General features: G+C 58.3%; 28 protein-coding genes and 1 pseudogene. 19 read left to right on the top strand and 10 right to left on the bottom strand.

Translation table 11 applies throughout. The features are described 5' to 3' along the window. Positions 1 to 73 precede the first annotated feature (73 nt). A complete protein-coding gene (locus tag FXB40_RS33990; RefSeq protein ID WP_148776686.1) occupies positions 74 to 481 on the top strand; it encodes a hypothetical protein in 408 nt (135 codons plus the stop codon). 14 nt (positions 482 to 495) lie between these two features. On the opposite strand, the gene FXB40_RS48275 is transcribed toward FXB40_RS33990, so the two are convergent. The 4 genes and pseudogenes from FXB40_RS48275 to FXB40_RS33975 all read right to left on the bottom strand — a co-directional run. Beyond that, positions 496 to 645 carry a hypothetical protein gene (locus tag FXB40_RS48275; RefSeq protein WP_187437329.1) on the bottom strand — a complete coding sequence of 50 codons (150 nt, stop codon included), beginning with the start codon at positions 643 to 645 and terminating at the stop codon, positions 496 to 498. Positions 646 to 1,041: 396 nt separating this feature from the next. After that, positions 1,042 to 1,254, bottom strand: a complete 213-nt coding sequence (locus tag FXB40_RS33985) for a hypothetical protein (protein WP_148776645.1) — start codon at positions 1,252 to 1,254, stop codon at positions 1,042 to 1,044. Positions 1,255 to 1,334: 80 nt separating this feature from the next. Then, positions 1,335 to 1,607, bottom strand: coding sequence for a hypothetical protein (locus FXB40_RS33980; RefSeq protein WP_148776644.1), 273 nt, complete (start codon positions 1,605 to 1,607; stop codon positions 1,335 to 1,337). After that, a pseudogene (locus tag FXB40_RS33975) lies at positions 1,594 to 1,976 on the bottom strand (SOS response-associated peptidase family protein); the annotation flags it as partial. The pseudogene FXB40_RS33975 and the gene FXB40_RS33980, both read right to left, overlap by 14 nt. On the opposite strand from FXB40_RS33975, the gene FXB40_RS33970 reads away from it, so the two are divergent. Further along, positions 1,955 to 2,161, top strand: coding sequence for a hypothetical protein (locus tag FXB40_RS33970; protein ID WP_148776643.1), 207 nt, complete (start codon positions 1,955 to 1,957; stop codon positions 2,159 to 2,161). The pseudogene FXB40_RS33975 and the gene FXB40_RS33970 overlap by 22 nt on opposite strands. Positions 2,162 to 2,601: 440 nt before the next feature. Here FXB40_RS33970 and FXB40_RS33960 read toward each other — a convergent pair whose 3' ends face one another. Together FXB40_RS33960 and FXB40_RS33955 are read right to left on the bottom strand one after the other, a co-directional pair. Then, a complete protein-coding gene (locus FXB40_RS33960) occupies positions 2,602 to 3,108 on the bottom strand; it encodes a substrate-binding domain-containing protein (RefSeq protein WP_148776642.1) in 507 nt (168 codons plus the stop codon). 139 nt (positions 3,109 to 3,247) lie between these two features. After that, entirely contained in the window at positions 3,248 to 3,802 is a 555-nt protein-coding gene (locus tag FXB40_RS33955) for a TetR/AcrR family transcriptional regulator (RefSeq protein ID WP_347339792.1), read from the bottom strand. A 248-nt stretch (positions 3,803 to 4,050) separates the two neighbouring features. Between FXB40_RS33955 and FXB40_RS33950 the strand changes: the two genes are divergently transcribed. From FXB40_RS33950 to FXB40_RS33930, 5 genes are all read left to right on the top strand, one after another. Further along, positions 4,051 to 5,052, top strand: a complete 1,002-nt coding sequence (locus FXB40_RS33950) for an alpha/beta fold hydrolase (protein WP_430648171.1) — start codon at positions 4,051 to 4,053, stop codon at positions 5,050 to 5,052. 133 nt (positions 5,053 to 5,185) lie between these two features. Then, positions 5,186 to 6,385: an adenylate/guanylate cyclase domain-containing protein gene (locus tag FXB40_RS33945; RefSeq protein WP_148776640.1), complete on the top strand. Its 1,200-nt coding sequence runs from the start codon at positions 5,186 to 5,188 to the stop codon at positions 6,383 to 6,385. A gap of 385 nt (positions 6,386 to 6,770) precedes the next feature. Beyond that, the gene (locus FXB40_RS33940) at positions 6,771 to 7,565 is read left to right on the top strand and encodes a haloacid dehalogenase type II (protein ID WP_210352206.1); all 795 of its coding nucleotides are present in this window, start codon (positions 6,771 to 6,773) and stop codon (positions 7,563 to 7,565) included. Positions 7,566 to 7,590: 25 nt separating this feature from the next. Next, positions 7,591 to 8,370, top strand: coding sequence for an MOSC domain-containing protein (locus FXB40_RS33935; RefSeq protein ID WP_148776639.1), 780 nt, complete (start codon positions 7,591 to 7,593; stop codon positions 8,368 to 8,370). A 218-nt stretch (positions 8,371 to 8,588) separates the two neighbouring features. Next, positions 8,589 to 9,062: a nuclear transport factor 2 family protein gene (locus FXB40_RS33930; protein ID WP_148776638.1), complete on the top strand. Its 474-nt coding sequence runs from the start codon at positions 8,589 to 8,591 to the stop codon at positions 9,060 to 9,062. Positions 9,063 to 9,353: 291 nt separating this feature from the next. Here the strand turns inward: FXB40_RS33930 and FXB40_RS33925 are convergent, their stop codons facing one another. After that, complete coding sequence (locus tag FXB40_RS33925) at positions 9,354 to 10,298, bottom strand: MBL fold metallo-hydrolase (protein ID WP_246208140.1); 945 nt, start codon at positions 10,296 to 10,298, stop codon at positions 9,354 to 9,356. A gap of 138 nt (positions 10,299 to 10,436) precedes the next feature. Then, positions 10,437 to 11,381: a pyridoxamine 5'-phosphate oxidase family protein gene (locus FXB40_RS33920; protein WP_148776636.1), complete on the bottom strand. Its 945-nt coding sequence runs from the start codon at positions 11,379 to 11,381 to the stop codon at positions 10,437 to 10,439. A 129-nt stretch (positions 11,382 to 11,510) separates the two neighbouring features. Between FXB40_RS33920 and FXB40_RS33915 the strand changes: the two genes are divergently transcribed. Then, entirely contained in the window at positions 11,511 to 12,074 is a 564-nt protein-coding gene (locus FXB40_RS33915) for a TetR/AcrR family transcriptional regulator (RefSeq protein ID WP_187437328.1), read from the top strand. A gap of 89 nt (positions 12,075 to 12,163) precedes the next feature. After that, positions 12,164 to 13,198: a D-cysteine desulfhydrase family protein gene (locus FXB40_RS33910; RefSeq protein WP_148776634.1), complete on the top strand. Its 1,035-nt coding sequence runs from the start codon at positions 12,164 to 12,166 to the stop codon at positions 13,196 to 13,198. Between the two features lie 238 nt (positions 13,199 to 13,436). On the opposite strand, the gene FXB40_RS33905 is transcribed toward FXB40_RS33910, so the two are convergent. After that, complete coding sequence (locus tag FXB40_RS33905) at positions 13,437 to 14,336, bottom strand: LysR family transcriptional regulator (protein ID WP_148776633.1); 900 nt, start codon at positions 14,334 to 14,336, stop codon at positions 13,437 to 13,439. 119 nt (positions 14,337 to 14,455) lie between these two features. Here FXB40_RS33905 and FXB40_RS33900 point away from each other — a divergent pair, with 119 nt between their 5' ends. From FXB40_RS33900 to FXB40_RS50560, 4 genes are all read left to right on the top strand, one after another. Then, positions 14,456 to 14,890, top strand: coding sequence for an organic hydroperoxide resistance protein (locus tag FXB40_RS33900; protein WP_148776632.1), 435 nt, complete (start codon positions 14,456 to 14,458; stop codon positions 14,888 to 14,890). A 65-nt stretch (positions 14,891 to 14,955) separates the two neighbouring features. Then, positions 14,956 to 15,675, top strand: coding sequence for an SDR family NAD(P)-dependent oxidoreductase (locus tag FXB40_RS33895; protein ID WP_148776631.1), 720 nt, complete (start codon positions 14,956 to 14,958; stop codon positions 15,673 to 15,675). Between the two features lie 23 nt (positions 15,676 to 15,698). Continuing rightward, on the top strand, positions 15,699 to 16,133 hold the full coding sequence (locus tag FXB40_RS33890; protein WP_246208137.1) for a RidA family protein: 435 nt from the start codon (positions 15,699 to 15,701) through the stop codon (positions 16,131 to 16,133). 125 nt (positions 16,134 to 16,258) lie between these two features. After that, complete coding sequence (locus FXB40_RS50560) at positions 16,259 to 16,549, top strand: TetR family transcriptional regulator C-terminal domain-containing protein (protein WP_430648170.1); 291 nt, start codon at positions 16,259 to 16,261, stop codon at positions 16,547 to 16,549. Positions 16,550 to 16,726: 177 nt separating this feature from the next. Here the strand turns inward: FXB40_RS50560 and FXB40_RS33885 are convergent, their stop codons facing one another. Further along, positions 16,727 to 17,326 (bottom strand): glutathione S-transferase family protein, encoded by a 600-nt coding sequence (locus FXB40_RS33885; protein ID WP_148776629.1) that lies wholly within the window; start codon positions 17,324 to 17,326, stop codon positions 16,727 to 16,729. A gap of 757 nt (positions 17,327 to 18,083) precedes the next feature. Between FXB40_RS33885 and FXB40_RS33880 the strand changes: the two genes are divergently transcribed. The 6 genes from FXB40_RS33880 (at position 18,084) to FXB40_RS33855 (ending at position 25,685) form a co-directional block, all read left to right on the top strand. Further along, positions 18,084 to 19,715: a sodium:solute symporter family transporter gene (locus tag FXB40_RS33880; RefSeq protein WP_148776628.1), complete on the top strand. Its 1,632-nt coding sequence runs from the start codon at positions 18,084 to 18,086 to the stop codon at positions 19,713 to 19,715. A gap of 386 nt (positions 19,716 to 20,101) precedes the next feature. After that, on the top strand, positions 20,102 to 21,073 hold the full coding sequence (locus FXB40_RS33875; RefSeq protein ID WP_148776627.1) for a LysR family transcriptional regulator: 972 nt from the start codon (positions 20,102 to 20,104) through the stop codon (positions 21,071 to 21,073). Positions 21,074 to 21,271: 198 nt separating this feature from the next. Beyond that, complete coding sequence (locus tag FXB40_RS33870; protein WP_347339791.1) at positions 21,272 to 22,234, top strand: NAD(P)H-dependent flavin oxidoreductase; 963 nt, start codon at positions 21,272 to 21,274, stop codon at positions 22,232 to 22,234. A 358-nt stretch (positions 22,235 to 22,592) separates the two neighbouring features. Continuing rightward, positions 22,593 to 23,483, top strand: a complete 891-nt coding sequence (locus FXB40_RS33865) for a LysR family transcriptional regulator (protein ID WP_148776625.1) — start codon at positions 22,593 to 22,595, stop codon at positions 23,481 to 23,483. A gap of 518 nt (positions 23,484 to 24,001) precedes the next feature. Then, on the top strand, positions 24,002 to 25,426 hold the full coding sequence (locus FXB40_RS33860) for an MmgE/PrpD family protein (RefSeq protein WP_210352205.1): 1,425 nt from the start codon (positions 24,002 to 24,004) through the stop codon (positions 25,424 to 25,426). A 28-nt stretch (positions 25,427 to 25,454) separates the two neighbouring features. Continuing rightward, on the top strand, positions 25,455 to 25,685 hold the full coding sequence (locus FXB40_RS33855; RefSeq protein WP_044999827.1) for a tautomerase family protein: 231 nt from the start codon (positions 25,455 to 25,457) through the stop codon (positions 25,683 to 25,685). Positions 25,686 to 25,700 lie beyond the last annotated feature (15 nt).

Genomic DNA, 25,700 nt, shown 5'->3' with positions numbered 1-25,700 from the left:
GCTCGCCGGGGCCTTCGGTCGCGAAGCCCTTTCCGGAGCGCCGATCATGTGGCGCCGAAAGCGAGGCGCGGCGGTGAACTTTCAAGTCACGGTGTTGAAGGTCTTGGTGTCTTATCCCGGTGGCTTCGCCCCGATGGACGACATCAAGCGCGACATGGCGATCTTGGCGACCAGCGGCCGGGACTGGTCCGACCGGACCAAGCGGCTGGCTGCGCGCGTACCTGAGCTCGACATCTTTTCGCAAGGTCTGGTCGATCGCGAAAGCGGCGGGTGGAAGATCACCGACAAGGGGCGGGCCGTGCTTGAGTTCATGGAGGCGCGCACTTTGATCGACCAACCGCTCGTGGTGGTTCCGGCCGAGACAGTCTATGCGACGACGGTACCGCCACTGCCGCCGCTCGCGGAGCGGGCGAAGCGACGTCGGGAACGTCGCGAGCGCCGCCGCGAAGGACGTGAGCGGGCTCGATCGACCGCATCCTGAAGGCGGTAAGCGCATCAGAAGGCAGTGAAATCTAGGCCGTAGAGCATGGCCGCGACAAGCGAGAGCAGCAGTCCCAAGCCGCAAAAGATCGCGATGGTCTTGAATTCCTCCGCGCCGTCAGTCGAGCGGACTGCACGCGACGCTATCCTGGCCTCTGCATCCATCGGTTGATCCCTCGGGCGAAGTTGGTGCCGGTATCCTAACGGCCTTCGCCCGGCGGCGCGTGTGAACTGGCTCTCACGTCCAAGGCTGAGTTGCGGCTCTTGCGCGAAGAGCCTCACGTTAAGGCTGCCGAATTTCGATAGGGCTCGGTATTTCAACGGGGGTGTGCTAGGCGTCACCAAAAACTATGTTGCCGCGCTCTGAGTGAGCGTGAAATGACGAGCCGCCGCAACAAGGAAAATCCACCCGTCCTCATCTGCCAAGAATGCAGGCGACAGATGGTATATCTCGCTACACTTCCGAAGATTGCTAGCCTGCCCGCGGTACACGCTTACTTGTGTCGGCCATGCCAACGGGTCGACACCATCAAGCTAACGTAAGAGCCGGCAGGCATCGTTCTAGCCGTCCCGGCGCCGAATGCCGAAGTTGTCGCAGGTCAACGCGAAGGCTTCCTTCGCCTTTGCATCCTCAAAGCAGAAGCGAGTGCCGATGTCTGCGCGATCAGTCCACCACCCCAATTTGCTGCCCTTCGCAATGCGAGCAGCCTCTCCGCGCAGCAGATCCAATTGTCTTCCAGCCGCGTGAACAACTAAGCAATTTTCCTTTGTCATGAATGCGGTCCTCAAAATGAAGCGACGACACCAATTTGTTTCCGCCAAAAAATGAAAATAGTGTGGCGTTAATGCTGACGCTAATGACGCGGAAACAGGTCGGCACCTGACGGCAGCAGCCGCACATAGGTGCCGCTTTCGTGCAGCTCGAGCCATCCTTTCTCGATCGCATGTCTGATGCCGGCACCAAACTCCGACCCGCTCGCATTGCAGCCGATCTTGGAAAGGAACGGGCCGTTGATCTTCTCGATGTGGATGCGGTCGTTGATCACTTGGACGCTTCCGGCAAGCTCGACGAGCTTTCGTGCGGCGGCTTCCGGTTCAGCGTAGGGGCGGGCTTCAGCGTGTTTCATGTAGCTCCTGATCTTCTTTCACGCCACGTGCCACGATTCGCAATGCGCCGTCTGCAAGTGCACGCTGAAGTTGTTTGGCTTCATCCCAAGGCGCGTTCTCCAGGTCTCAACTTCATCCGGCGTCGTCAAGATAACGGGCATGGCTTTCGGGTGGATGGCGTCTACCTCAGCGTTTGGTTTGGTGGTTAGAAATCCATAGAGGTCGTTGGTCGTCTCGCCTTCCTTGACCTTTCGCACCGAGGTCCAGTTTGCCCAGATGCCGGCGAAGCAGGCGAGCGGGCGGGTTTCGTCGAGCGCGAACCAGATGTCGCCGCCTTCGGCCTTGTTGAACTCGCTGAAGCTGGTGAATGGCACCAGGCAGCGCGATTGTCCGTCTGCGCTCGATCGCGCCGCCGCCAGTATCGATGGGCATCACGCCGCCGCCATATGATCGCAACAAGCCATCGCCATATCATCCGAAGTTCGACCCGGCTGCGAGCCACGTCGGTCGCATCAAGTGCGTCCTGCCGACCTCGCCCACCAAAACGTTGAAGCGGCCGGGCTGGGTTGTGTAACGAAAGGCCTAGGCGATCCGAAGCGCCTTCATTTGCCCCCCTGTCTGCCGACCCCTTGTTGTGGGTCTGTCAGCCGTTTGCAACTTAGCAGAGCGGGCCCGCTAAAACTCCACCGGGTTCCACAGAAATTCATGTGAAGTGCCTTGTTCGCGCGCCAGTCGTTTCGCGACACAAATTTAGACACGCCGGCATCACCGCATTGATATATTTAGATTTTTTGCTCCGTGACTGTCCCCTGCGCAGGGAAGGCCGAGTGATTGGCACCACCTGTATGCTGCTGTGCGGTCTTTTTGCGCTACACATTTCGCGCAGCAGACCGCGGGTGCGAGGTCAGCACCCGGCCTTCCCTGCGCCCTCTTGGACAAGAGGGAGAGCTGAAGCAAAGCTCGGGCGAGATGAGCCGCGAGAACGAGATCCTGCGCCTGATCGTCGATCCCTCATCACGTCTCGGCTGCGATGGGCGCACCAAGCCTGCCACCGGACAGTGCTGCACCGAGCTGCCGCGCCAGATTGGCCATGTAGGCGCATTCGATGCCGCCAGCATCGTCCCACCACATCGCGCAGATGTTGAGCGGGGGCAGCGGCGGATCGGCGTCCGGAATGCGCAGCCCGAGCTCGTCGCCGAAGGCCGAGACCATCGCCTGCGGCACAAGAGCTGCTCCTCCGCGGGCGCTGGCAAGACGCGCGATGATCGCGATCGTGTCGCATGTGACGACTCTGCCGGGCTTGACTGCGCGCGCACCAAACCAGGCCATCATGTTCGTGAACAGTCCGGACGGCGGCGCCGTCGTGTAGATGGGCACATCGACCAGCACGTCGGGCGTCACCAGCGAGCCCTTGAACGGGCAATCCTTGCCGATCGCCCAGACACTATCGACCGACCATAGCGGGACAATTGAAATGCCGTCGCGAACGCGCGGTTGCGCAAGAAATGCAATGTCGCTCATGCAGCGTGGTTTCGAGTCGAGTTTTTCCTGGCGGAGATCGGTGCCGCATCAGCTCCGACATGACTTCACCGCGGACATGCGCGACGACGACATGGCGGCATCGTCTGCCACCGCGGGTCAGCGCTCGTCGTTCAACCTTTCACTTTGTCCTTAGCAGCGCGAACAGTGGGCGGACGACACCGGTCAGGAGCTCGCGTTCCGCGCTGGTCCGCGCCAGCACGCGGATGCCTAGCGTTGCGCCGAGGAAGAGGCGGGCCAGGTCAGCAGCCGGCAGTTTGGTTCGAATTGTCCCGTCTGACTGGCCGCGGACGATGCAATCGCGCATGTACTTCTCGATTCGGCCGAAGACGTTCGTAACCAGATCACGGAAGTCAGCGTCATGCGGGGCGACCTCAAGCGCGGTGTTGACGACGAAGCATCCCTTCTGCAGGGCGTCGGCCCGCGTCTCCTCTATGAGAGCGTCGAAGTACCGCTCCAGTGCGCGTAAGGGCGGGTCATCGTCCCCGAAAATCGCAGAGCAGGATTCGAGCGCCCGACGTACATACCGATCGAGCACGAGGCGGTAGATAGCTCTCTTGTCACCGAACGCATTGTAGAGGCTCGGCGTGGTCATTCCGGTGCGGTCGGCGAGGTCGCGCATCGATGTCGCCTCATAGCCGTTCGTCCAGAAGCGCTGCGTTGCGGCTTCGAGCACCGTGTCTTCATCGAATTCCCTGGGCCTGGCCATGTAGATCCGTCGGTTTATGAGAAGAGCGAATAACTTAACCCTGTTTTGTTACGATCGTCAAAAAATCTATTGCGCGTTTTGTGACGATCGATATAAAAAGAATTGAGCCGATGCCGCGCCCGGCCTCAACCACCGATAGTCCGAGACTCGATCCCGGCTTCGGCTCGGCTCTTTGCCCGTACATGCCGACCGCGATCCGCACAGGAGGAATTCGCATGATCAAGCATCTGAACCTCTCTCGCCGCGACTTTCTGAGCACGACCGCTATCGGCCTGGGCGCGGTGGCCGAGTTCACACTAACGGGCGCGGCACGCGCCCAAACCAGGAGCAAACAGATGAGCGAGCATGTCCAAGTAGATGGGATTCATCCCTTTCCGGCTGCGATGCAGACGCGGACGATCGAAACCAACGGTACATCCATCCATGTGCGGGTCGGCGGTCAAGGCCCGGCGGTGGTCCTGGTGCACGGCTTCGGCACATCGGGCGACATGTGGGGTCATCTGGCGAGCGCACTGATCGAAGACCGCACGATTATCGTGCCCGACCTGCGTGGGTCTGGCCTCTCGTCGAAGCCCGATGGCGGCTATGAGAAGAAGAATCTGGCGGTGGACGTGGTGGGCGTCCTGGATGTCCTGGGTGTGCGTACGTTCGAATTGGTGACGCACGACATCGGCATTATGGTCGGCTACGCAATTGCCGCCACGCACCCCGAGCGCGTGACCCGATGGGTGGCGATCGATGCGCCGCTGCCCGGCATCGGCCCCTGGGAGAAAATCCTCCAGGAGCCGGCCATGTGGCACTTTGGCTTCGGTGGTAAGGACATGGAGCGCCTGGTCGCCGGCCGCGAGCGTATCTATCTCGACCGCTTCTGGAACGAACTTTCCCGGCACCCGGAGCGGTTTGATGAAGCGAAGCGCCAGCACTACGCCGCGCTCTATGCGCAACCCGGCGCAATGCGAGCGGGCTTTGCCCAGTTCCTGTCGTTCAGCCAGGATGCGATCGACAACAAGGCGTTCCTTGCGAAGGGTAAGCTTCAGATGCCGGTCCTGGCCCTGGGTGGCGAAGCTACATTCGCTCCTATGATCGGCGAGGTGATCCGGGGTGTCGCCGATAATGTCGAAGTTGTGACGATCCCGGATTGCGGGCACTGGATCACGGAAGAACAACCGGCCGCGACGACAAAACTTGTCGTCGACTTCCTGCCGCGCCGTTCGTGAGTTAGCTCGCGTTACGTAGTGCGGCGCCGCGCGGTTGGGTCCAAGCGGCGCCGCAGCCCCGTCACAAGCAGGGCGATTTTTCGTGACTTCTGGCCCGTCGCGGCGGATCCAGGTCACCGCTCAGGAGCAAGATATGAATGCGCCGCCAAACATCGATCACGTCACCGCACATGCTGACGGCGATGTTCTGCACTGGCTGACAAACGACACGCGCGACGAGCGTTTCCTCGACAATATTTTCGCTGAGCTGTGCCTTCGGCTCCAGCGAGCGGGCGTTCCGGTCAAACGGGCGACGCTTCATCTCATGATTGTCCATCCGCAGTGGCTCGGCTCCCGGATCATGTGGGCCGACGGGATGCGCGAAGCCGAGCTTAGGAGAGTCGACTACGATGTCAGGGAGCGCTCCGACTACATCGACAGTCCCGCAAACGAACTCCATGACGGGGCCGCCGAGGTGCGCGAGGATCTGGAGCGCGCCCCCGCGTTGAGTCGCAAGCACGTCTTCTATGATAGGATGCGGGCGAAAGGCCTCACTGACTATGTGGCGTGGCCGCTGTACCATACATTGGGCAAGCGGCATATTGTGACCTTTGCAACCGACCAGCCCGGAGGTTTCGACGACGCGCATATCGCCGGCCTGTTAAGGCTGTTGCCTGTTCTGGCGTTGGTCAGCGAAATCCGTATGAAGAACCGGCTGGCGCGAACGCTGCTCGAAACCTATGTCGGGTCGCACGCCAGCGAACTCGTTCTGGCTGGTGCCACCAGGCGCGGAAGCGGAACGACGGTACGCGCCGCCATCATGATCTGTGATCTTCGTGATTTCACCCGGATCTCCGACAACTGGCCGCGCGATGAGGTGATTGACCTTCTGAACGGCTATTTTGACGCGATGTCGGAGCCGATTGCACGACATGGCGGGGAAATACTGAAATTCATAGGAGACGGTTTGCTCGCCATCTTTCCGCTCAGCAACCCGTCGGCCTGTGCAAATCTGCTGCATGCCGTGGCTGAGGCCCGCCAGGCCATGATTGCCTTGAACGAAAAGAACGGCGAAACCGGCCGTGAGCCGCTCAATTACGGCATCGGCATCCATGTCGGCGACGTCATGTACGGCAATATCGGGTCACAGACCCGGCTCGACTTCACGGTGATCGGCCCGGCGGTCAACATGGCTTCGCGTCTCGAAACCCTCACCAAACAACTGGGGCGAACGGTGCTGCTGTCCCGCGCGTTCGCGGACTTCGTCAACAGCGATTTCGACCTCGAACGCGTCGGCGAATATCCGGTGCGCGGCTTCAGTGATCCAATCGAGCTGTTTGCGTATCACGGCTGAATGCCGGTCCGTTGGTCAACGCCGGAGCACCCCGAGCGGGGTTAATCGGCCTAGGGAGCCCGCTGATGCCGATCGGCGGGCGAGAGACCGCTTCGGACCGCGGAAGATCCTCCGCCACTCACAAAGCGGCTGTCGGATATGGCTTCCAAATAGTGCTCGCCGTCGAGCGCGCCACACAAAGTTCTTACTTGCATTGTACCAACTAGTATGTACGATTTAACCTAGCTTGGGAGATGCCCAAGCAATCCCTTATCTGGAGCTGACTGTGCGCGTATTCGCGTTCAACACCATGAACGACAAGCGAGGCACAACGGACAGGCGCGCCGACCTATTTTCGGCGTGCCCCGCACTGGCCACCAAAGACTGAGCAACCATGGAAACTCGGATGATCCGTCAGATTCAGCCCAAAACAACGACCCGCCGTGACTTGTTGCGGATGACCGGCGCGGCCGCTGCAGCAGGGGGAGCCGCGCAGGTGTTTGGCACGGACGCATTTGCGCAGACGGCGGTGGGTAAAACCAAGGCGATCGGATTCGATGCGTTCACGATATTCAATCCGCTCTCGGTTGACGCGGTAATTGATGAAATCTTTCCCGGCAAAGGTACTCAGTTGGCCAGTGCTTGGCGCACGCGAATCTTCGAGTATTGCTGGCTCAGGACACTCAACCAGACTTATGTGGATTTTTGGCACATCCTGGACGATGCGTTGGTGTTCGCGTTCAAGGCTGCGAAGATCGAGCTCAAGCCGGACGCGCGCGACAAATTCATGGATGCCTTCCTTCGCGTGAAACCTTGGCCAGAGGCGGTCGAGGCGCTTAAATCGATGCGGCAAGCAGGGATCCGACTGGCTTACGTCTCGAATCTGACTCCCAAGATGCTAACGGAAATGAGCCAGAGCGCCGGCATCCTCGATCTATTCGAGCACATTTTGAGCACTGATCGCGTGAAGGCTTACAAGCCGGACCCGCGCGCCTATCAGATGGCCGAGGTTGTGTTCAATTTGTCGCGCGAAAATATCGTGTTTGCGGCGTTCGGCGGGTGGGACGCAGCAGGTGCCAAATCGTTCGGCCTCAATACCTTCTGGGTCAATCACGTGAACGCGCCCATTGAGGAGTTGGGTGTGAGGCCTGATGCCATCGGGACGACGCTCACCGAATTGGCAAGATACGTCACTGCATAGCTCCCCCTGCGACGAAGTGGACGTCATGCCAGCTCAGGTTTCAGGATTGTCTAGATACCCGATCAAGGGGCTCTCATATGAGCCCCTCAACTCGGCGGCATTGCAAGCTGGTCGAGGTGTGTCAGGCGACAGGGCGTTTGCGTTGGCGCTGCCCGCGACCGTGTTTGACGAAAGAAATCCTCAGCCGCTAAGCAAATTCGAGTTCATGGTGCTGGCACGCCAGGAAGCTTTGGCGCGGTTGAACACATCTTACGACGGCAGCACCGGATTGTTGTCGGTGATCGACGGCACGGAAAGATTGTCGGCAAATGTCCACTGCGCCGAGGGTCGCGCCGCGATCGCAGCGTTCTTCGCACGATTTCTTCCCGAAGATCAAAAATCATCGAAACCGCGACTCGTCACTGCGGCCAATCATTGCTTCACCGACGTCGGGGTGCACTCGTCCGAGCTCATGAACGCTATATCGGTGCTTAACCTGGCTTCGGTTAGGGACCTCGAAGCGCGCATCGGCGAACGGCTCGATCCGCGCAGGTTCCGGGCGAATGTTCTCGTCGAGGGACTCGATCCGTGGGTGGAGAACGAGTGGCTCAACCACGAGCTAATGCTGGGTGCCGTTCGGTGTCGGGGCATGCGGCTGACCCGCCGTTGTCCAGCCACTGAGGTCAATCCCGACAGCGCAACCCGGGACATCAATGTCCCGCGCGAGCTAATGCGTTTTTTCGGTCACATTCATCTCGGTATTTATCTTACCGTGATCGAAGGAGGAGTGTTGCGCATCGGCGACACGGTCGCTGCGGCTAGTTAAGCAACCAGCACGACACGGTGATCCAGCCTCGTGCGCGTCGCGGGGGCGTTATCGTCGATCTTGGGGCTAGACGGTGTGCCAACCGTCCACGAGCCATTGGTGAAATAAGCCGAACAGGCATGGCGATCATAGCCGCGCAGCGAGTAGGGCCCTTCGCAAGTTTCTCGAGCAAGCTTGCGTCGTTTTGTTCAATCTAACCCTAAAACGAGGAATTCGTCGTGACTGAGACCCGCCCGCCATTTCCACCTTTTACTCGTGAAAGTGCCACGCAAAAAGTGCGAGGCGCCGAAGACGGTTGGAATTCCTGCGATCCTGAACGGGTCGCGCTCGCCTATACTCCGGGCAGTTACTGGCGAAACCGATCGGAGTTTGTCCGAGGTCGCTCCGAGATAGTCGCGTTCCTTAGGCGCAAATGGACGAAGGAGCTCGATTACCACCTGATTAAGGAACTCTGGGCATTCACGGAGAATCGGATCGCTGTGCGGTTTGCCTACGAATGGCATGACGATAGCGAAAACTGGTTTCGTTCGTACGGGAATGAAAACTGGGAGTTCGCCGCCAATGGATTGATGGAAAAGCGCTTTGCTTGCATCAATGATCTCCCGATCAGAGAATCTGAGCGCAAATTCCATTGGGATCGTTCACGACCGCGTCCCGTGGACCATCCAGGGCTCTCAGAGCTCTGGCTTTGAGGCTCACGCATAGGGCGTGCATGTGTGCTCTCATGGTTGCCGAACTGATAGGTCGCTCGCGAGCAGCTAGTTTGCCCCGTTTGAGGTGGCCTGCGGAGCAACGCCGGCGAATGTCGCTTCTTGCGGCAAGAAGCTCCGAAAGTCGATATGCTCCTCCTTCGTGGAACTGCAGTACGGGCGACATACGATTTCTGGTGTCCGAGCAAGCTCGCCTCGAGAATACAAAAGATGCTGTACCGAAACGGCCACCGATTGAGAGTCGATGGCCGCCTCCGTCCACGTCGTGCTTGGTTATGCAACGGGCACGAAAGTATAACCCGCGCCGTCCGTCACAATCTTACCAACGGCCGGGAACGGGAAATGGTAGCCGGTAACGAGCGCATTATCGGCTACGACACGATCGAACAGCTTGCGCCGCGTCGCTTCCGCAAGCACCGGGTTAGCATCGATTGCGCCGTGCCAGTTCGGGTGCTTCGCGAACAGGGCGGGCATGTTCGTCGTGTCACTCAGCACCATGAGCTGCTCGCTACCTGATGCGACATGGAATGCGGTGTGGCCCGGCGTGTGGCCTGGTGCCGCGATCGAGCGGATGCCCGGAATAACCTCCGTATCCCACTCGTATTGCTTCAACTTGTCCTTCAGGAGTGGGAACATCGCCTGAAGTCTTTTGGGCAGGCCATGCTGCTTCTCAGGAAGCTTGGTGAAGATGCTTTCATCCATCCAGAACTTATACTCGTTGCTTGGCACGTAAACCACGGCGTTCGGGAAAGTCGGCGTGTTATCTGGAGCTTTGCTCATAAGCCCGAAAACGTGGTCCGGATGGAAATGCGAAACGATCACCTTCGTGATCTGTTCCGGCTTGATACCGGCTGCCGCCATATTGGCGATCATCGCTCCGGCTGTGGGTTGAAACTGACCGCCCGTGCCGGCATCGAACAGAACCGTTTCGTTGCCGAGCTTGACCAAGGTGACATTGAATGGAATAGGCACGACTTCATTCGCGATTCCAGCGGCCGCCAGCGCGGCTTTGGTTTCGTCAACGGACACATCCTTGATAAACGAGGGATCGTGAGGTTTCTCCCAAACGCCATCGTTTAAGATGAACCCCTCGACCTTACCGAACTTAAATGGGCGAAACCCCTTGCCGGCTTCCGGTCCCTTCTGGGCGAGCGCAGCCTCGATGAACGAGACTGGTTTGGGCAGGCCGAACGCTGCTCCTGCAACTGCTGCCGTCAACAGAGCGTTCCGGCGGGTTAGATTTAGCATCGCTGTCTCCTTACGTTTTCTGCGAAGACGGCCATTCGCGGTCCGCCGGCCGAAGCCGGCATCTCGTGTCAAGCGATCGCAAACTTCTTATTGGGGAATTTTGGTATCCTAACCCTCCGTCCCCAGATGCGGCGAGTAGCTGACAAAGTCGAACAAATGCGGAAATGCATGCTCGCGGTTCAAGACGCATTGGATGTCGAGAAAGATGAGCCTCTCAATCCCAGCGGACCGCATCGTCTCCGAAACGTCCCAGCAGATCCTGGCTCTCCCGATGACGTGCAGCATCCGACCGCTCTGGAAGTCGATGAACAGAAGCCCGGCGCGGGCGTCCGTTTCCAGATTGCCGAGCGTATTGAAGAGCAGGTTGCCGCTATAATCCGGGAAGCTAAGTTCGTTTGGCGATATCACTCGCACGAAGCCGGGACGCCCGCCGCGGTGGGAGACGTCGAGACCTTGCGAGGATTCTTGCGGGTCGAATTGCGGCGACCGAGATGCAATAAAGAAAGTATCGGCCTCGGTAATGAAGCTGACCTCGTCATCGCCCAGATGGGAAGCTGTTCGGGTTTCGGTCGCGAGCCTGGAGCAGATCTGCGACCGTTCGCTACGTGCCTGAATGTACTTCGGGCAATTTCCAAAGCTCTGTTGAACCCTGATCGAGAAACACTCGCCGATAACGCAATTTTCGATGCGGCCGTTGACCCGGTTTCGGCGACGCGTCGAAAGCTCGATTCCGAGGCCCCCGACCGGAGCACCATCTCGAATGCACGAATGCAAGGGGTCACGCAGATCGGGCCATGACTTGATGGTAAGCAGGTTCGCGTCCGAAGAATTCATGAACCCTGGAGCGCCAGACAAAGTGGTCGCCCAGGGGTGTCCGTTCTGGTCCGCCATTCCCACGAGCATAAACGGTAACGCAGCGAAGAACGCTCGATGCTGCTCCGGCATGTAGTCTCGGATGACTGCGCGCCCTCTGAGTTCCATGCGATCACGTACGCCGGCAAGGCTTTGGATCGTTTGCTCGCCGGCGTGAAAGGGAGACGTGGGCTTCATCATAATAGTACCATCATGGCCGCGCGCCTTGAGAAAACATGGCTGATCCCCATTATCGCCAGTTGCCTTTACATACTAGTAGTTACAGAATACAATCACGTTCGGTTGATTCGACGCGATCATGAGGATGTCATGAAGGCGAAGGGCGAGCTTGTTAAGGCGGCCAAGAAACTGATGTGGGAGCGCGGTTACGAGGGCGTAAGTCCGCGCGACTTGCTGGAGGAAAGTGGTGCAGGGCAAGGCAGTCTCTATCACCACTTCAAGGGAAAGCTGGACCTCGCGTCGGTGGCTCTGGGTGAGGTGTCCGATGAAATGTGTGAGTTCGCGCGCGAGACCGTCGGAACGGATGGTTCTGGGTTGGATCGCGTCTTCCGCTTTCTCGACGTTGCTCGCGACGGGCTTAAGGGTTGCAGGATGGGTAGATTTGCTTGCGAGTCGTCCATCGCTGAGGCTTCGTTGAGGAAACCGGTCGAACGTTATTTCCGCGAACTGCAGCAGCTCCTTGCGGCAGCTCTTCGTGAAGCTCAAGCCAACGGAGAAATCGCGAAACGCCTCGATGCCAACGAGCTTGCGCTGATGCTCATAACTGTCGTGCAGGGCGGCTTTGTCGTTTCGAGGGTTTACCGCGATCGAAACGCCATCAATCAGGCCACTGAGATGGCCAAGTCCTTGCTTAAACCGCTCCCTCGCCGTTGAGCAGGAGGTGGCGGTCTTCGGGTTGAAGTAGACGCCGATATTGAACGGTTTCTCCCTTTCCCATCACTTTACCCCAGGTAGGCGCCTCCATGACCGAGACACTCGACTTGCATCTTCGGCGTATGCCTCGCGTCGCTCTACTTGATCTTGCGACTCCGATCCAGAGGCTTCGACGAATTGAAGCTGCGCTAGGGGAGCAGTTGAACGGAATTGGTCTCTTTGTGAAGCGGGATGATGTGATGGGCCTTGGTGGAGGCGGCAACAAGTTGCGGAAGCTCGAATTCCTGTTGGGCGATGCTATTGCACAAGGCGCGGATACCATCATCACCGTTGGCGGACGACAGTCCAACCACGCGCGGCTGACGGCTGCTGCTGCCGCTCGGTACGGACTGCGTTGTGAATTGGTTCTTGGGCGCGTGGTAGCGCGTGACGACGAAGACTATACGGAGAATGGTAACATCATTCTCGATGATTTGTTCGGCGCGACAATTCACGATGTTGCCGGTAACGTGAGCACGCTGGCCGTCGCCGAGGAGCGCGCAGAAGTTCTCCGGGCGAGCGGCCGGAAGGTCTACGTAGCTCCGACTGGGGGGTCGTCCTCAGTAGGGTGTCTTGGCTACGCAGCATGCGCGAGTGAAATTGCGGCACAATCGGCTGCACAGGACATCCATTTTCAGCACATAATCGTACCAAATGGCAGTGGCGGGATGCATGCTGGCCTGTCGGCGGGCTTCGCCGGCCTCGGCGCAGGTGCAGCCAAAGTCAAGTCGTTTGCGGTGCTGGCAAGAGTCGAGGACGCTCGCCGCGGGACACTTGAAAAAATCAACGCGACGTTGGCGCTGCTTGAATCTCCCGGTGTTTCCCCTGACGAAGTCAATATTAGCGGCGCACAGCTTGGCGAGGGTTACGGCATTCCGACAGAGGCCATGAAAAAGGCGGTTCGGCTCATGGCTCGCCAGGAGGGCCTTCTCCTTGACCCGGTCTATTCGGGAAAGGCCTTCGCGGGCTTGCTGGACGACATTGCTAATGGAGCCCTCACGCCTGGACAAAATGTGCTGTTCATCATGTCTGGCGGAATTCCGGCGCTATTCGCCTATCGAAAGGAATTTCGGCCTGGCGAGTAAAAAATACCGTCTAAGATCAAGATAGGAAATCACAACCGAGGCCGGGACGATACGTCGTTGCCATGAAGACGTCGGTGCGATCTTATTCCAGGAGGGCGCCGGTCTAGCGATGCAGGAGATCGAGAGTTTGGATTGCTATGGAGCCCGAACCCTTTGCATCATGACAGATGCTAGAGCTACCGGAGACCGGCAAAGTTCGGTTGCCCTCGCGGCAACGTCGGTATGTAGCTCGTTTCGTCTAAGGTAAGGTCCACAAGGGGCTCTTCCAGGCCCTCAACGCTTCAAGGAATACGTGTAGCCTTGAAGGCAAGAAATTCCTTGTGGGATAGACGGCGTGCACTTCGAGTTGCCTCGAGGCCCAGTCGGGCAGCAACCTCACAAGTTCGCCTTTTTCGATCTTGTCGTTGCAATAGGTCGAGGGCAAAAGACCGATGCCGTGCCCTCGATAGACAAACGTGCTGACCGATTGGAAGTCTCGACTCGAAATAGGGCCCGCGACCCGGATTTCCGCCCGTTTGCGTCCATTCAGCAATTCCCACTCCGCTTCGTTGTTCTTGCCGTTGAGTAGGACACACTGATGTAGCCCGAGGTCGGCGGGCTTGGTTGGAGGCTTGCGATCCTTCAAATATTCAGGAGAGGCGACGACATAGCGAACCTGGCTACCAAGCTTCTTGGCAATCAAGCTCGAGTCTTTCAGTTCACCAAAGCGAATGCCGACATCGACATTTTCCGCGATCAGATCCAGGAACAGATTGGTGATGAAAAGGTCGACCTTGATCCTCGGATAAAGTTTCAGGAAATCGGAGATAAACTCAAGAAATGGATCTTGCCCTAAGACTACGGGCACGGAGATCTTGAGTGCCCCCTCCGGCTTCCTCTGGGTTTGTGTCAAAACCCGCTCAGCGTCGAATAAGAGGTTCAGCGGCTCACTACATTGGTGGAAATAATCCTGCCCTTGCGACGTAAGCGCGAGCTTTCGCGTCGTCCTTTGCAGCAGCGTGACACCCAGTTCCGATTCGAGTGCAGATACCTTCCGGCTCACGGTGGAAACCGGCATGCCAAGAGCATGCGAAGCGCGGCTGAAGCTCCCGAGCTGCGCGACCTTCACGAATACCGCAATGTCATTCAAATCGGCCATTTCGGCGATTTTTCCATAAATGGAAATGTAATTCCAGATATTTCCGCCTAATCAATCAGGCCGGCTCCGCCCATTCTCCTCCCAGCAGCGAACAACAAGCCCATGAAGAGGAGAAAGCCATGCCAACCAACGTTCTATACAGAACCAATGCGACAGCGACGGGAGGCCGTGTCGGTCATGCCGCGACGCCCGACGGAAACCTGAAGGTCAGCCTGACCCGGCCCAAGGAGCTCGGTGGCGACGGTGCCCCGGGCACCAATCCGGAGCAGTTGTTTGCCGCGGGTTATGCCGCCTGCTTTCTGAGCTCGATGCAGTTCGTCGCGACACAAGGTGGCCCGAAGGTGCCGGCCGATACCACCGTCAAAGCAACCGTGGGAATTGGTCCGCGCGCCGAGGGCGGTTTCGGCCTTGAGGTTGGCCTCGCGGTTCTTCTGCCCGGGCTGGCAAAGGCTGATGCCGAGACGCTGGTGCAGAAGGCTCATCAGATCTGCCCCTACTCGAATGCGACGCGGAACAGCCTCGACGTGCGCGTGGACATCGTCGCGGCGCAGTGAAGTTTCGAGCGGAAGGTTCAAGCGACTGACCTTCCGACGATCAACCCAAACCAACGGAGAATATCATGAGTAAGACAGTTATCGTAACAGGTGCTTCCCAGGGCATCGGTGCCGGCGTCGTGAAGGCTTTCCTCGACAAGGGCTACAACGTCGTCGCGACATCTCGCAGCGTGAGCAAGTCAAAGGAACTGCCGACGTCCGCCAAGCTCGCGCTGGTTGACGGCGATATCGGTGATGCATCGGTGGCCGCGAAGGTTGCTCAGACCGCAATCAGCAAGTTCGGCTCGATCGACGCGCTGGTCAACAATGCCGGCATCTTCTTTCCCAAGGCATTTACCGATTACACGGGTGAAGATCTGAAGAAGCTGTCGTCAACCAACCTGGAAGGCTATCTTTACATCACGCAGCATGCCGTGAAGCAGATGCTGGCCCAGAAGTCGGGCGGCAGCGTCGTTGGCGTCACCTCGTCGCTGGTCGAAAACCCGATCGCAGGCCTAACCGTTTCGGTGCCGATGATCACCAAAGGCGGCTTGGAGGCCATGACCCGCAACCTGGCAGTCGAATATGCGAAGCAGGGCATCCGCTTTAACACGGTCGCGCCCGGCATGGTGGACACGCCGCTGCACAAGGACGACCCGCACGAGTTTCTGAAGACTCTTGCCCCGTTGGGCACGGTCTCCAGCGTCAAGGATATCGTCGATGCGATCGTTTATCTGACCGAAGCGCAGAATGTTACCGGGGAATCGCTGCACGTTGATGGCGGCGCGCATTCCGGAAGGTGGTAAGCGCGGAAGTCAGCCTGCGGGAGTTGGGTATCCAACTCCCGAAGGCACCCAAGCCTTTCGGCGCGTACGTCGCGGCAGTGCAGACCGGCAATCTGCTGTTCCTCACCGGCATGCTACCCGTCGAAAACCAGAAGCCGAAATTTGTTGGACGTATCGGCAAGGAGCTGGACGGCGCGGCAGGCCGGGAGGCGGCGGAGCTCGCAGCTCTCAATGCCTTGGCTGTTGCCAGAGAGAGTCTAGGATCGCTTGACAAGGTCGTACGCGTTGTCAGGCTTGGCGTCTATATTGCGACCTCGGGCGATCTTGTTGATCAGCCAAGGGTGGCGGACGGTGCCTCTGAACTGTTCAACAAGGTGTTTGGCCCGGACAAGATGTCAGCCCGACTTGTGATAGGCGTTGCAAGGTTGCCGATGGACACGCCGGTTGAATTGGAGGTCATCCTGGAGACGAAGTCGTAAGTTGCGGACCGACCTCGGCGGAATGCTGATGTCGGTCTCAACTATCGCGTTGAAGTCGATGGGTAGAAGTGAGACCTTCACGCGACAAGAGGGTTTCTCCGCCACTTGGTGGCGTGGTTTGAGCTTTGACCGTACCAAGCTATTTGCGGAGCCTAGGGTGCTTCGCCATCCACTCGTGCGGGCCGGGCTACCTCCGCAAACTCCATGAGATCCTCGCACACAGCCTCCGTGAGGCGCAAACCAACGGCGAGCTCGTGAAACGTCTTGACGCCAGCGAGCTTACGATGACGCTCATCGCTACGGTGCAGGGCGGCTTCGTCGTTTCGAGGGTCTACCGAGATAGGAACGCCATCAATCGAGTGAGAGCGACGGCAAAAATCGCTGCTCAGATCACTACCGCGGACCTAATGACATAAAAGGCGCCGGGACCTTCAAGAAGATCCCGGCGAGTCTGGGAGAACGCACCAGAAGGGTGGTGATCTCCTTTGCCAGTCAAAAGCGACCGGCTCCGCCGAGGGGCGGCGGATTGAGAGTGGCAAGCCCGCACAATTGTACGACGGCTAACGAGCAAGCCGCTGTTCCCGGAACTCTGATCACTGAGGATGCTTTGTACTTGCGATGCTCGGCCGCAGGGCAAATTGCTCCTGCCAGGCAGTCAGCTGCGGCCGTCGCGATCGCCAGGGGCGGTCGCCGAAGCGAAAGTCAAGATATTCGAGTGCGCAACCGACTGTTATGGTGCCGAGATCGGGATCGAGTGCCGGCGCGTTGGCGTCAAGGACGTCGAGGATCTTGCCGATCCGATCAAACTGAGCGTCGACCCATCCGCTCCAGCGGTAGCCTTCAGGCCGTAGGGTTTCTTGGCGGCAGACTACAGCCCGGTCCATGATGTCCAGGCCAAACAGTTCGAGCTTGAGCACTTGCCGGCGAGCTGGCCCAGGCGCCGGCAGCAATCCACCGTCTGCGAACTCGTCCAGGTACTCACAGATCAGGCCGCTATCGAAGAGAGTCTCGCCGGTATTCAATTGAAGCGTCGGTATGCGGGTCAACGGGTTGAGTGCCGAAAGCTCAGAGTTCTGTTTGGTCGGCACCGCAGATGTCTCAATGAGTTTGACACGATCGTCGATCCGCAGCTCCTTGGCAACTACCACGACTTTTCGCGCATAGGGCGAGTTCGGCGACCAATAGAGCCTCATGAGAATCTCCCGAGAAGAACCTGTGAGTTGATGCCGTCGATGCCATGGTTGCGTGGGAATCGCCGGTTGGTGGCTGCCGCCGTCGCATGGTCAAGTACGGAGCATCTTCTCGATGGAAACGTCGATCATCATTTGGGTCGTTCGTGAGCGCATCCACCACTTGCCGTCGCCAGATGTCTTCCAGTGCGGCTTCCAAAACTAGCCTATGAACTTGATATGTGCAGGCGAAGCGATTTGAACTGAACGTGGTATCTGTCGCGCCGATAGGACGGGGGCCGGAGCTCCGCGACCGGTCGATCGGTGGTGCTGAATCGCTCTGACGGAGCCGTGCAGGGCGATCGATAGAGCCTGCGAATGCAAGATCGGCCATCGGCCAATCTCAACAGAAGATACGGCTATCTCGAAAATGCGTTTGATGGTGGCGCCAGCGGTTGCCTAGCGTTGAACCGACACGATCGCAAAATATGCGACGCACACAATTCAAAGCAGGGTGGGAAATATGCACAGAGCCGCTGAAGTGCGTCCATTACGCGTTACTGCCAACGGGCCAGATGCGCTCCGCGTCCGGTTGATGCTCGCGATGATCCTCTCATATTTGGGGATGATGGCCTTCGTGATCCATAGCGCACGGCACCCGGAGCCTGCCGCCATTGCCTCAACGACCTTTAGTCCAGCGATGATCGCGTTGGCCAGTTGCATGGCTGTCAGCGTCATCCTGACCGGGTTGTTCGTGCTCATGCGGCACGGAGATTGAGTGATGCGTATGTCACGGAATGGCATGATCCGTCTTGTGCTCGCGATTGCATATACCATCGGTGTTGGGGGATCGGCGTACTCAGCGCAGTCGGAATCTCAAGTTCGCCAGGCTGACGGTTCGACCATCTTGTTCTTCGTAGTCTTCGCAGTGCTCACGCTGCTCATCAGCTTCTGGGCGGCGCGCCGCGCAACCAGTTCATCGGAATATCTTACGGCAGGAAGCTCAATCTCGTCAGGACAGAATGGATTGGCCATTGCGGGCGATTACATGTCGGCCGGCGCCTTTCTCGGTCTGTCAGGTGCGATCTATGCTTCCGGCCTGGACGGAATGTTCCTCGCCGCAAGCTATTTGGCCAGTTGGCCTATTGTGCTGTTTCTCGTTGCCGAGCCACTGCGTCGCCTTGGGAAGTATTCATTCGCAGACGTGCTGACTCATAAATTGAGAGAGCGGCCGGTTCGCATTCTGGCGGGTTCGTCTACCCTCGTAATCGTGAGCTTCTACCTCGTCGCGCAAATGGTAGGCGCTGGCGAGCTTATCTCCTTGCTATTCGGAATCGGTTATACGCCGGCGATCATCATGGTCGGCGCGCTCATGATTGTGTTTTCGACCCTTGGCGGCATGCGCGCCGCCACATGGGTACAGATCATCAAGGCCGTCCTGATGATTGGCGGAAGCTCCATGATCGCGGCGCTGGTCCTGGTTAGGTTCGGATTTGATATGTCGAATCTCTTCAAGACGGCGGTGAGCAATCATCCGATCGGCCACGGGATCATGGACGTTCGTGGTTTCGCCCAGGACGGAGTTGCGACTCTGTCACTGGGCGTCGGGGTCCTGTTCGGGACGGCCGGGCTGCCTCATATCCTAATGCGCTTCTTCACGGTTAGCGACGAGCGCGCAGCGCGTCTGTCAGTGTTCTACGCGACCTGCCTGATCGGCCTGTTCTTTGTGATGCTGTTTTTTATCGGATATGGCAGTATCGCGCTCCTCCGTGGCGATGCCACCTACGCCGGCGCCAATGGCGCACTCTTTGGCGGAAACAATCTGGCTCCCATCCATCTGGCGAGGGCCGTTGGCGGGAGCATCCTGGCGGGATTCATCTCTGCGGTTGCGTTCGCGACGATCCTGGCAGTTGTCTCCGGACTGCTCATAGCGGGCGCTTCATCAGCTGCCAACGACCTCGTCGTAGGCTTGTCCGGACGGCAACTCACCGAGCGCGCGCGGCTTCAAGTATCGCGGATCTCTGCGGTGGCATTGGGAGTGCTCGGCATATTGCTCGGACTGGCGTGTGAGGGACAGAATGTCGCTTACCTCCTTGCACTTGCAACGGCGATCGCGGCCAGCGCCAATTTCCCCCTGCTGATCCTGGCAATCTACTGGGACGGCCTGACGACTCGTGGTGCGGTCATCGGTGGTACCTTCGGGCTTATCTCATCGGTTGTTCTGACGGCTATGGGCCCAACGATCTGGTCAAAGGTGCTGGGTCTTGGTCCCGCGATCTTTCCGTACGACTCGCCGGCGCTCGTCACCTTGCCGCTGACGCTGCTTGTCTGCTGGCTGGTATCGATCACCAAGGCAGAACCAGAGGGGGATTGGCGCCTAACGGGACCATCCGTTGCCCGATACGTAGAGTAGATCGAGGCGCGAGCCCAATCCGCACAAGTCGATCGGTGGGATGAGCCCGTCCAGGAACTAAACACTAGCTGCTTAAGCTGAGAAGAAGCCGGATGGGGATGATTTCTTGCGACATGCGGTACGGCGTACGGAGGAGCAAAAGCGCGCTCTATCTGACGGCCTGCTACGCGTCGTCTGCCAATCTCCAGAAAAGATGGGGCTATCTCGAAAAAGCGTTTGATGGCAGCGTCAACAGCTGCCTAGCCTCAATCAACGTCATCGTACAATCGGCGACGCATAATCGAGTGCAGGAAATAGTTCGCGATTTGCCTGGGGCTTGTCGAGCTGCGCATATGTTGTTCGCACATTGAGGCGTTGACCGACATCAAGTGTCAAGTGGTGGGTAAGTGGACCGTATCGACGCCATGAAGATCTTCGTCGCCGCCCTCGATGAGGGAGGCTTGAGGAAAGCGGGACGCAAGCTGGGACGATCACCTGCTGCGATAAGCCGGGCGCTTGCGTCTCTTGAGGCGCATGTAGGTGTTACCCTTCTTCACCGCACGACGAGGTCATTCAAGCTAAGCGACGCGGGGGAACGTTATGCGCTTGTGTGTCGCCGCGTCATTGCAGATCTTGAGGAGGCTGATCTCGTCGCGGCAAGTGAACGATCGACCCCGAGTGGCACGTTGACCATAACAGCTCCAGTCGCGGCGGGCGAAGATATCTTGCGCCCGGTATTGGACGAGTTCATGGACGCCTATCCAACCGTCTCTGTCAGGCTGTTTTTGCTGGATCGACCGGTGAAACTTATCGATGAAGGCATGGATATCGCCTTGCGAATTGGCAACTTGACAGATTCCACGCTCGTCGCGATCCGGTTGGGAGCGGTCAGACGTGTCGTAGCGGCATCGCCCCGCTATTTGTCGGCGCATCCGAATATCGAAGAGGTCGCTGATCTTGCAAAGCACAAGATCATCGCCATGACTCACTTCGGAATTGATTCGTGGACCTTTCCACCGGCGAAAGGATCGTCGATACCGCGATCGGTTCATTTCACGCCACGCTTCGTAGTGAATAGTGTTCGTGGCGCTATTGCCCCGGCCGTCGAGGGGCGAGGGATCACCCGGCTCTTCTCCTATCACATTGCGGAGCAACTCTCGCAAAACAGGCTACAAGTCCTTCTCGGGCATGACGACGCTTCCGCGATCCCTCTGCATCTGATTTCCCCACAGGGACGGCTTGCCGTTCCCAAAGTGCGGGCTTTCGTCGATTTTGCGGTGCCTCGTCTCAAAGCGCAATTCTCCCGCCTCTCGACCGATGCCGTGGTTCAAAAAGCCGACATTCGTACGTGCCGCGAAAGAGTGTTTTCCGACCAGTGAGTATTGGCGGCGTTGGATGTCTACGAAATAGTCGAGCGACCGTTGCGATGTCGAGCGGTTAATCAAATGCCGAACGTTCGAAGAGGAAGTGCTTGTCACTCTTACGGGGCGTCGCGGTGGACGAGAAGCCACATGGCGGAGAGCGGCGGAGCTTAGCCGCCTAACAGTGGAAAGGGTAGGACGATGATCAGGACGCGGTTGACGAAGCTGTTTAATATTGAGCACCCAATCATCCTTGCGCCGATGACGCCTGCCGCGGGCGCAGACCTGTCCACCGCGGTTGCGGCCGCCGGCGGGCTCGGCTTACTTGGCGGCGGATATGGCGACCGCGCCTGGTTCGAGACGGAGTCAGCGAAAATCACGCGCAACGATGTGGGATGCGGTTTCATCACTTGGTCGGTCGCAAAACAGCCGGAATTGCTCGATTTTGCAATAGAGCGTCATCCGCGCGCGATCATGTTATCCTTTGCTGATCCGGCACCATTTGCAAAGCGCATCAAAAAAGCCCGGGTGCCCCTCATTTGCCAAGTCCATACGGTCGACCAAGCACGGCGAGCCGCCGATGTCGGAGCCGATGTCGTCGTAGCGCAAGGCACGGAGGCGGGCGGCCACGGCCAAACAGCCCGATCGACACTGCCGTTCGTCCCGACGGTGGTAGACGCTCTGAGCAACTACGCACCTGATGTGGTCGTTGTTGCCGCGGGCGGGATCGCCGACGGGCGAGGTCTTGCTGCGGCTCTGATGCTCGGCGCCGAAGGCGCTCTCATGGGCAGCCGCTTTTGGGCAACAAAGGAGGCTCTTATCCATCCAAGTGCCAAAGCCAAGGTGGTGGCAGCTTCGGGCGATGAGACGATACGAACCAGCGTGTACGATATTGTAAGGCAGAGAGCTTGGCCGGAAGGATACACTGGGCGGCTACTGAAGAATGAGTTCATCGCAAAGTGGCATGGCCACGAAGAGAAGCTAAGGGCTCTACAGGCCGACGAACTGGAAAAGGTGGAGGCGGCGTCGCGCGTCGGCGACTTTGACGTGGCGAATGTGACGGTCGGGGAGTCAATCGGCATGATTCATGACTTGCCCGCGGCAGGTGACGTCGTGCGCCGTGTCGTTGCCGAGGCCAAAGTGAGGCTGGCCAAGTATGACCGCGCTTCGTTGGAGTGACCGAACGGGATGGGCTGACGCGCCCCCTCCGACACAGCGAAGCCGTTAGGATCCCTTCGCGGTGCACTCATTTGTTGCGGGGCCAGCAACGTTGCGATCTGCACCCAACCGCTCCAATCTGATGGACGACGAATCCTTAGAAGAGCGCTTCGATGGCAGCGGTGGTCATCGTGTCGATATCTGTGTTTGAGATATCGGTATTGCTTTTAGTGATAGCTCGTCGCAATCGGTCCTTGTGTTCGAAAACAGGCATAAGCCGTTCGGATTCGGCCTTGTAAAACGGGTAGCTTGGATCAAGATAATCACTCGACCAAGCGTGTTGATGCCGAACCGTTCGCTTCAGAAGATAGGGCTTGTTATGGACGCAACCGATCTAAGGGTCTTTGAGGCAGTTGCTCGGCACGGCAGTATGAACCGAGCTGCGGCTGAGCTGAACACTGTCCAATCCAATGTCACTGCGCGCGTAAGAGCGCTGGAGCTTGAGCTCGGTATTCAGCTATTCCAGCGACATGCACGCGGCGTGAAGGTCACGCCGGCCGGGCGCCGCATGCTCCCCTTTTCGGCACGAATAACCAAGCTCCTCAGCGACGCCAAGGCCGCCGCAAGGGATGATGGCACCCCGGGTGGCGTCCTTGAACTCGGCACCCTTGAAACGACCGCGGCGATTCGGCTTCCGTCTGTGCTTGCGAGCTTCACGAAAGCTTACCCAAAGGTTCGTCCAGTGGTGACGACCGGGACGACCTGCAGCCTCATCGAAGACGTTGTCGAGTGCAGACTGGAGGGTGCGTTTGTCGCGGGGCCGGTGGATCATCCAGATCTGCAACAGGAGTGCCTGTTTCGGGAAGAACTCGTCTTGGTAACGCCTCGCTCAATTCGGAGCCTCGAAGAGCTTTCCTCGATCAACGAACTGAAAACAATTGTCTTCCGTGTCGGTTGCTCCTATCGGATAAGGCTTGAAAATCTGCTGAATAAGGTGGGAATACTTGTGGCGCAGCCTTTGGAATTCGGTTCGATCGATGCCATCCTCGGCTGCGTGGCGGCGGGCGTTGGAATTACACTGCTGCCCAAGGGAGTGGTTGTTGCGGCATGGCGGGACGGCCAAGTCGCAGTGCATGAATTGGAGTCCGAGTTTTCTGAAGTGCAGACCGTGTTCATTCGGCGCACAGACGCTTACGTCTCCAGTGCACTCTCTGCCTTTCTTCAGATTGTACGACCTGGCCCCGAGTTGCATGCGGCGGCCGCGGAGTAGTCCGGTCATTGCGAGAGCGTCAAGTTCTGAAAATGGCAGTCGTCCAGGCGCTTTCCATTCCGGCCATTTCTGCCGGGGCCCGAGACGACGGCCGGCCGTCCGCTGACGAAGCAGGGGCGATTGTCTCTTAAACTTCGAAGCCTGCCTAAGGCCCGGAAACCGCGAGTCGCATCTAGTCGGCAAGATGGCGTTTCATCGTGGCGGATGTGAGCGACGCGACCTCGGTCGTCGCTGATTGTCTGGGTACGCAGATCTGATCCGTTCGTGCCTGAGCAGCAGCGATAAGAGATCGCTCGATCGCCGGAATTGATGGCGTCGTCTCCTAGACGGTACCACCCTGCGCAATTCCATCGCGTGATGCTGGCCCCCTTTATCCGACGAGCTCTGCAATTGGTCGAGTAATCTGCGGTGCAGATTGCCTTCTCGAATCTATTCGTTTGCTGATCGCAAATGATAAAGGCACGCTCTTTTCAAATTAAACCAGTTCAATCGTATGGGACGCGGCCAAGGACGTTTACATGCTGATGAAGAATGCGACTTCCGTATCCACAGTAAGCGAGATCGCCGGTTTTGCCGACCGGGCCGTTTCGGGATCTCTCAAGCCTGACGCGCGCAAGCTCTACAAGCGAAATATTCTGGATAGCCTGGGATGCGCGATCTCCGCGCTTCCGGGAGCGCCGTTCGCAGCGCTGCGAGAACAGTTTGCGGAGTACCGGTCCGGCGGGTCATGCACCCTGATCGGCGGCGGTAAGACCGCTCCGGACCAGGCCGCCCTGTATAACTCTGGGTTGGTGCGATATGTCGACCTCCTTGATAGCTACATGTCGCCGGGTGGACTCTGTCATCCAAGCGACAATTTCGGCGCGATCCTGGCTGCTGCCGAGCACGCCAAGGCATCCGGCGAAGACTTCATGCTTGCCCTTGCGGTAGCCTACGAAATCCAATGCCGGTTTACCGCCGTCGTCCCTGTCATGGCGAAGGGGTTCAATCATGCAATTCAGCTCGCAATATCCGCTGCCGCTGGAGCAGGAAAGCTGTTTGGGCTGAACGCTGAGCAGATCGCGCATGCGATCTCGATCGCGACTGTTGACAACATTTCCCTCACTTGCGTTCATGTCGAGCCGGTGTCGCAGTGGAAGGGCTTTTCTCCCGGAATGACCGGGATGCGCGCAGTCTATTCCGCATCGCTCGCTAAGCGTGGCTTCACCGGTCCATCTGGGCTGTTTGAGGGACCGAACGGCTTGCTGCGGATGTTTGATCAAAAGATCGACGTTGATTGGTCGGACGACTCGCTGGAGATCATCAAGCTTACGATCATGAAGAAATTCTGTTCGCTCATTCACGGTCAGCCGGTTCTCGAGGCCGTGCTCAAGTTGAAGCGTGATAATAAGTTGGCGGCCGGCGATATCGAGACCGTCCGTTGCGACATCTTCCAGTCAGGTTTCGACATCGCGGGCGGCGGCGCATTTGGCTCAAAAGACAGACCGCAGACCAAGGAGCAAGCGGATTACAACTTGAAGTACCTGATTGCGGCGGCGCTTCTGGACGATGAGGTCGGGCCTGCGCAGCTCGAGCAGGCGCGTGTCCAGGCCGATGACGCACAAGCCCTGTTGAGTAAGGTAACGATAGCTCCCGACGATGCCTTCACCGCCAGATACCCGCACGAGCTGAACACCCGGATCGCTATCAAGGCCAAAGACGGTCGTACCTTCGATCGCGAGCAGCTTGGATACGAAGGCGGGCTCGGCAACCCAATGTCATGGGAACGCACGGTCGAGAAGTTCAATTGGCTGAGCGAGCCATTTGCAGATGAAGCACTGCGTAACAGTATCATCAAGGCGGTCGAGAAGATCGACGAGCGACCGATCTCTGATTTGATGGATATCCTTGGGAAAGTGAACCCCAAGGCGGTCCACCCTGCGCTTCACCCAGGAATTCAATAGTCATTCGCGTCAACCAAGGAGTATCCCGATGTCAATGATTTCTTGCGACATGCGGTACGGCCGCTCGGATGAGCAGAAGCGAGCACTTTCGGCCGGCCTGCTGCGTGTCGTCAGCGAAGCGACGGGTGAACCGGCCAACAACATCTTCTTTGTCATCAGAGAGGGGCGAGGCATTAACTTCGTCGAGCATGGGCAGCACCTGCCCGAATTTGTCGAAGGCAATGCCAACGACAAAGAGCTCATTGCTCGCCTGAAATAAGAAAGGGAGGCAACT

Source organism: Bradyrhizobium rifense (assembly GCF_008123425.1).
Lineage (GTDB): Bacteria > Pseudomonadota > Alphaproteobacteria > Rhizobiales > Xanthobacteraceae > Bradyrhizobium > Bradyrhizobium rifense.
The sequence above is the reverse complement of the archived record's forward strand: the minus strand, read 5'-3'. Positions and strand labels throughout refer to the sequence as shown.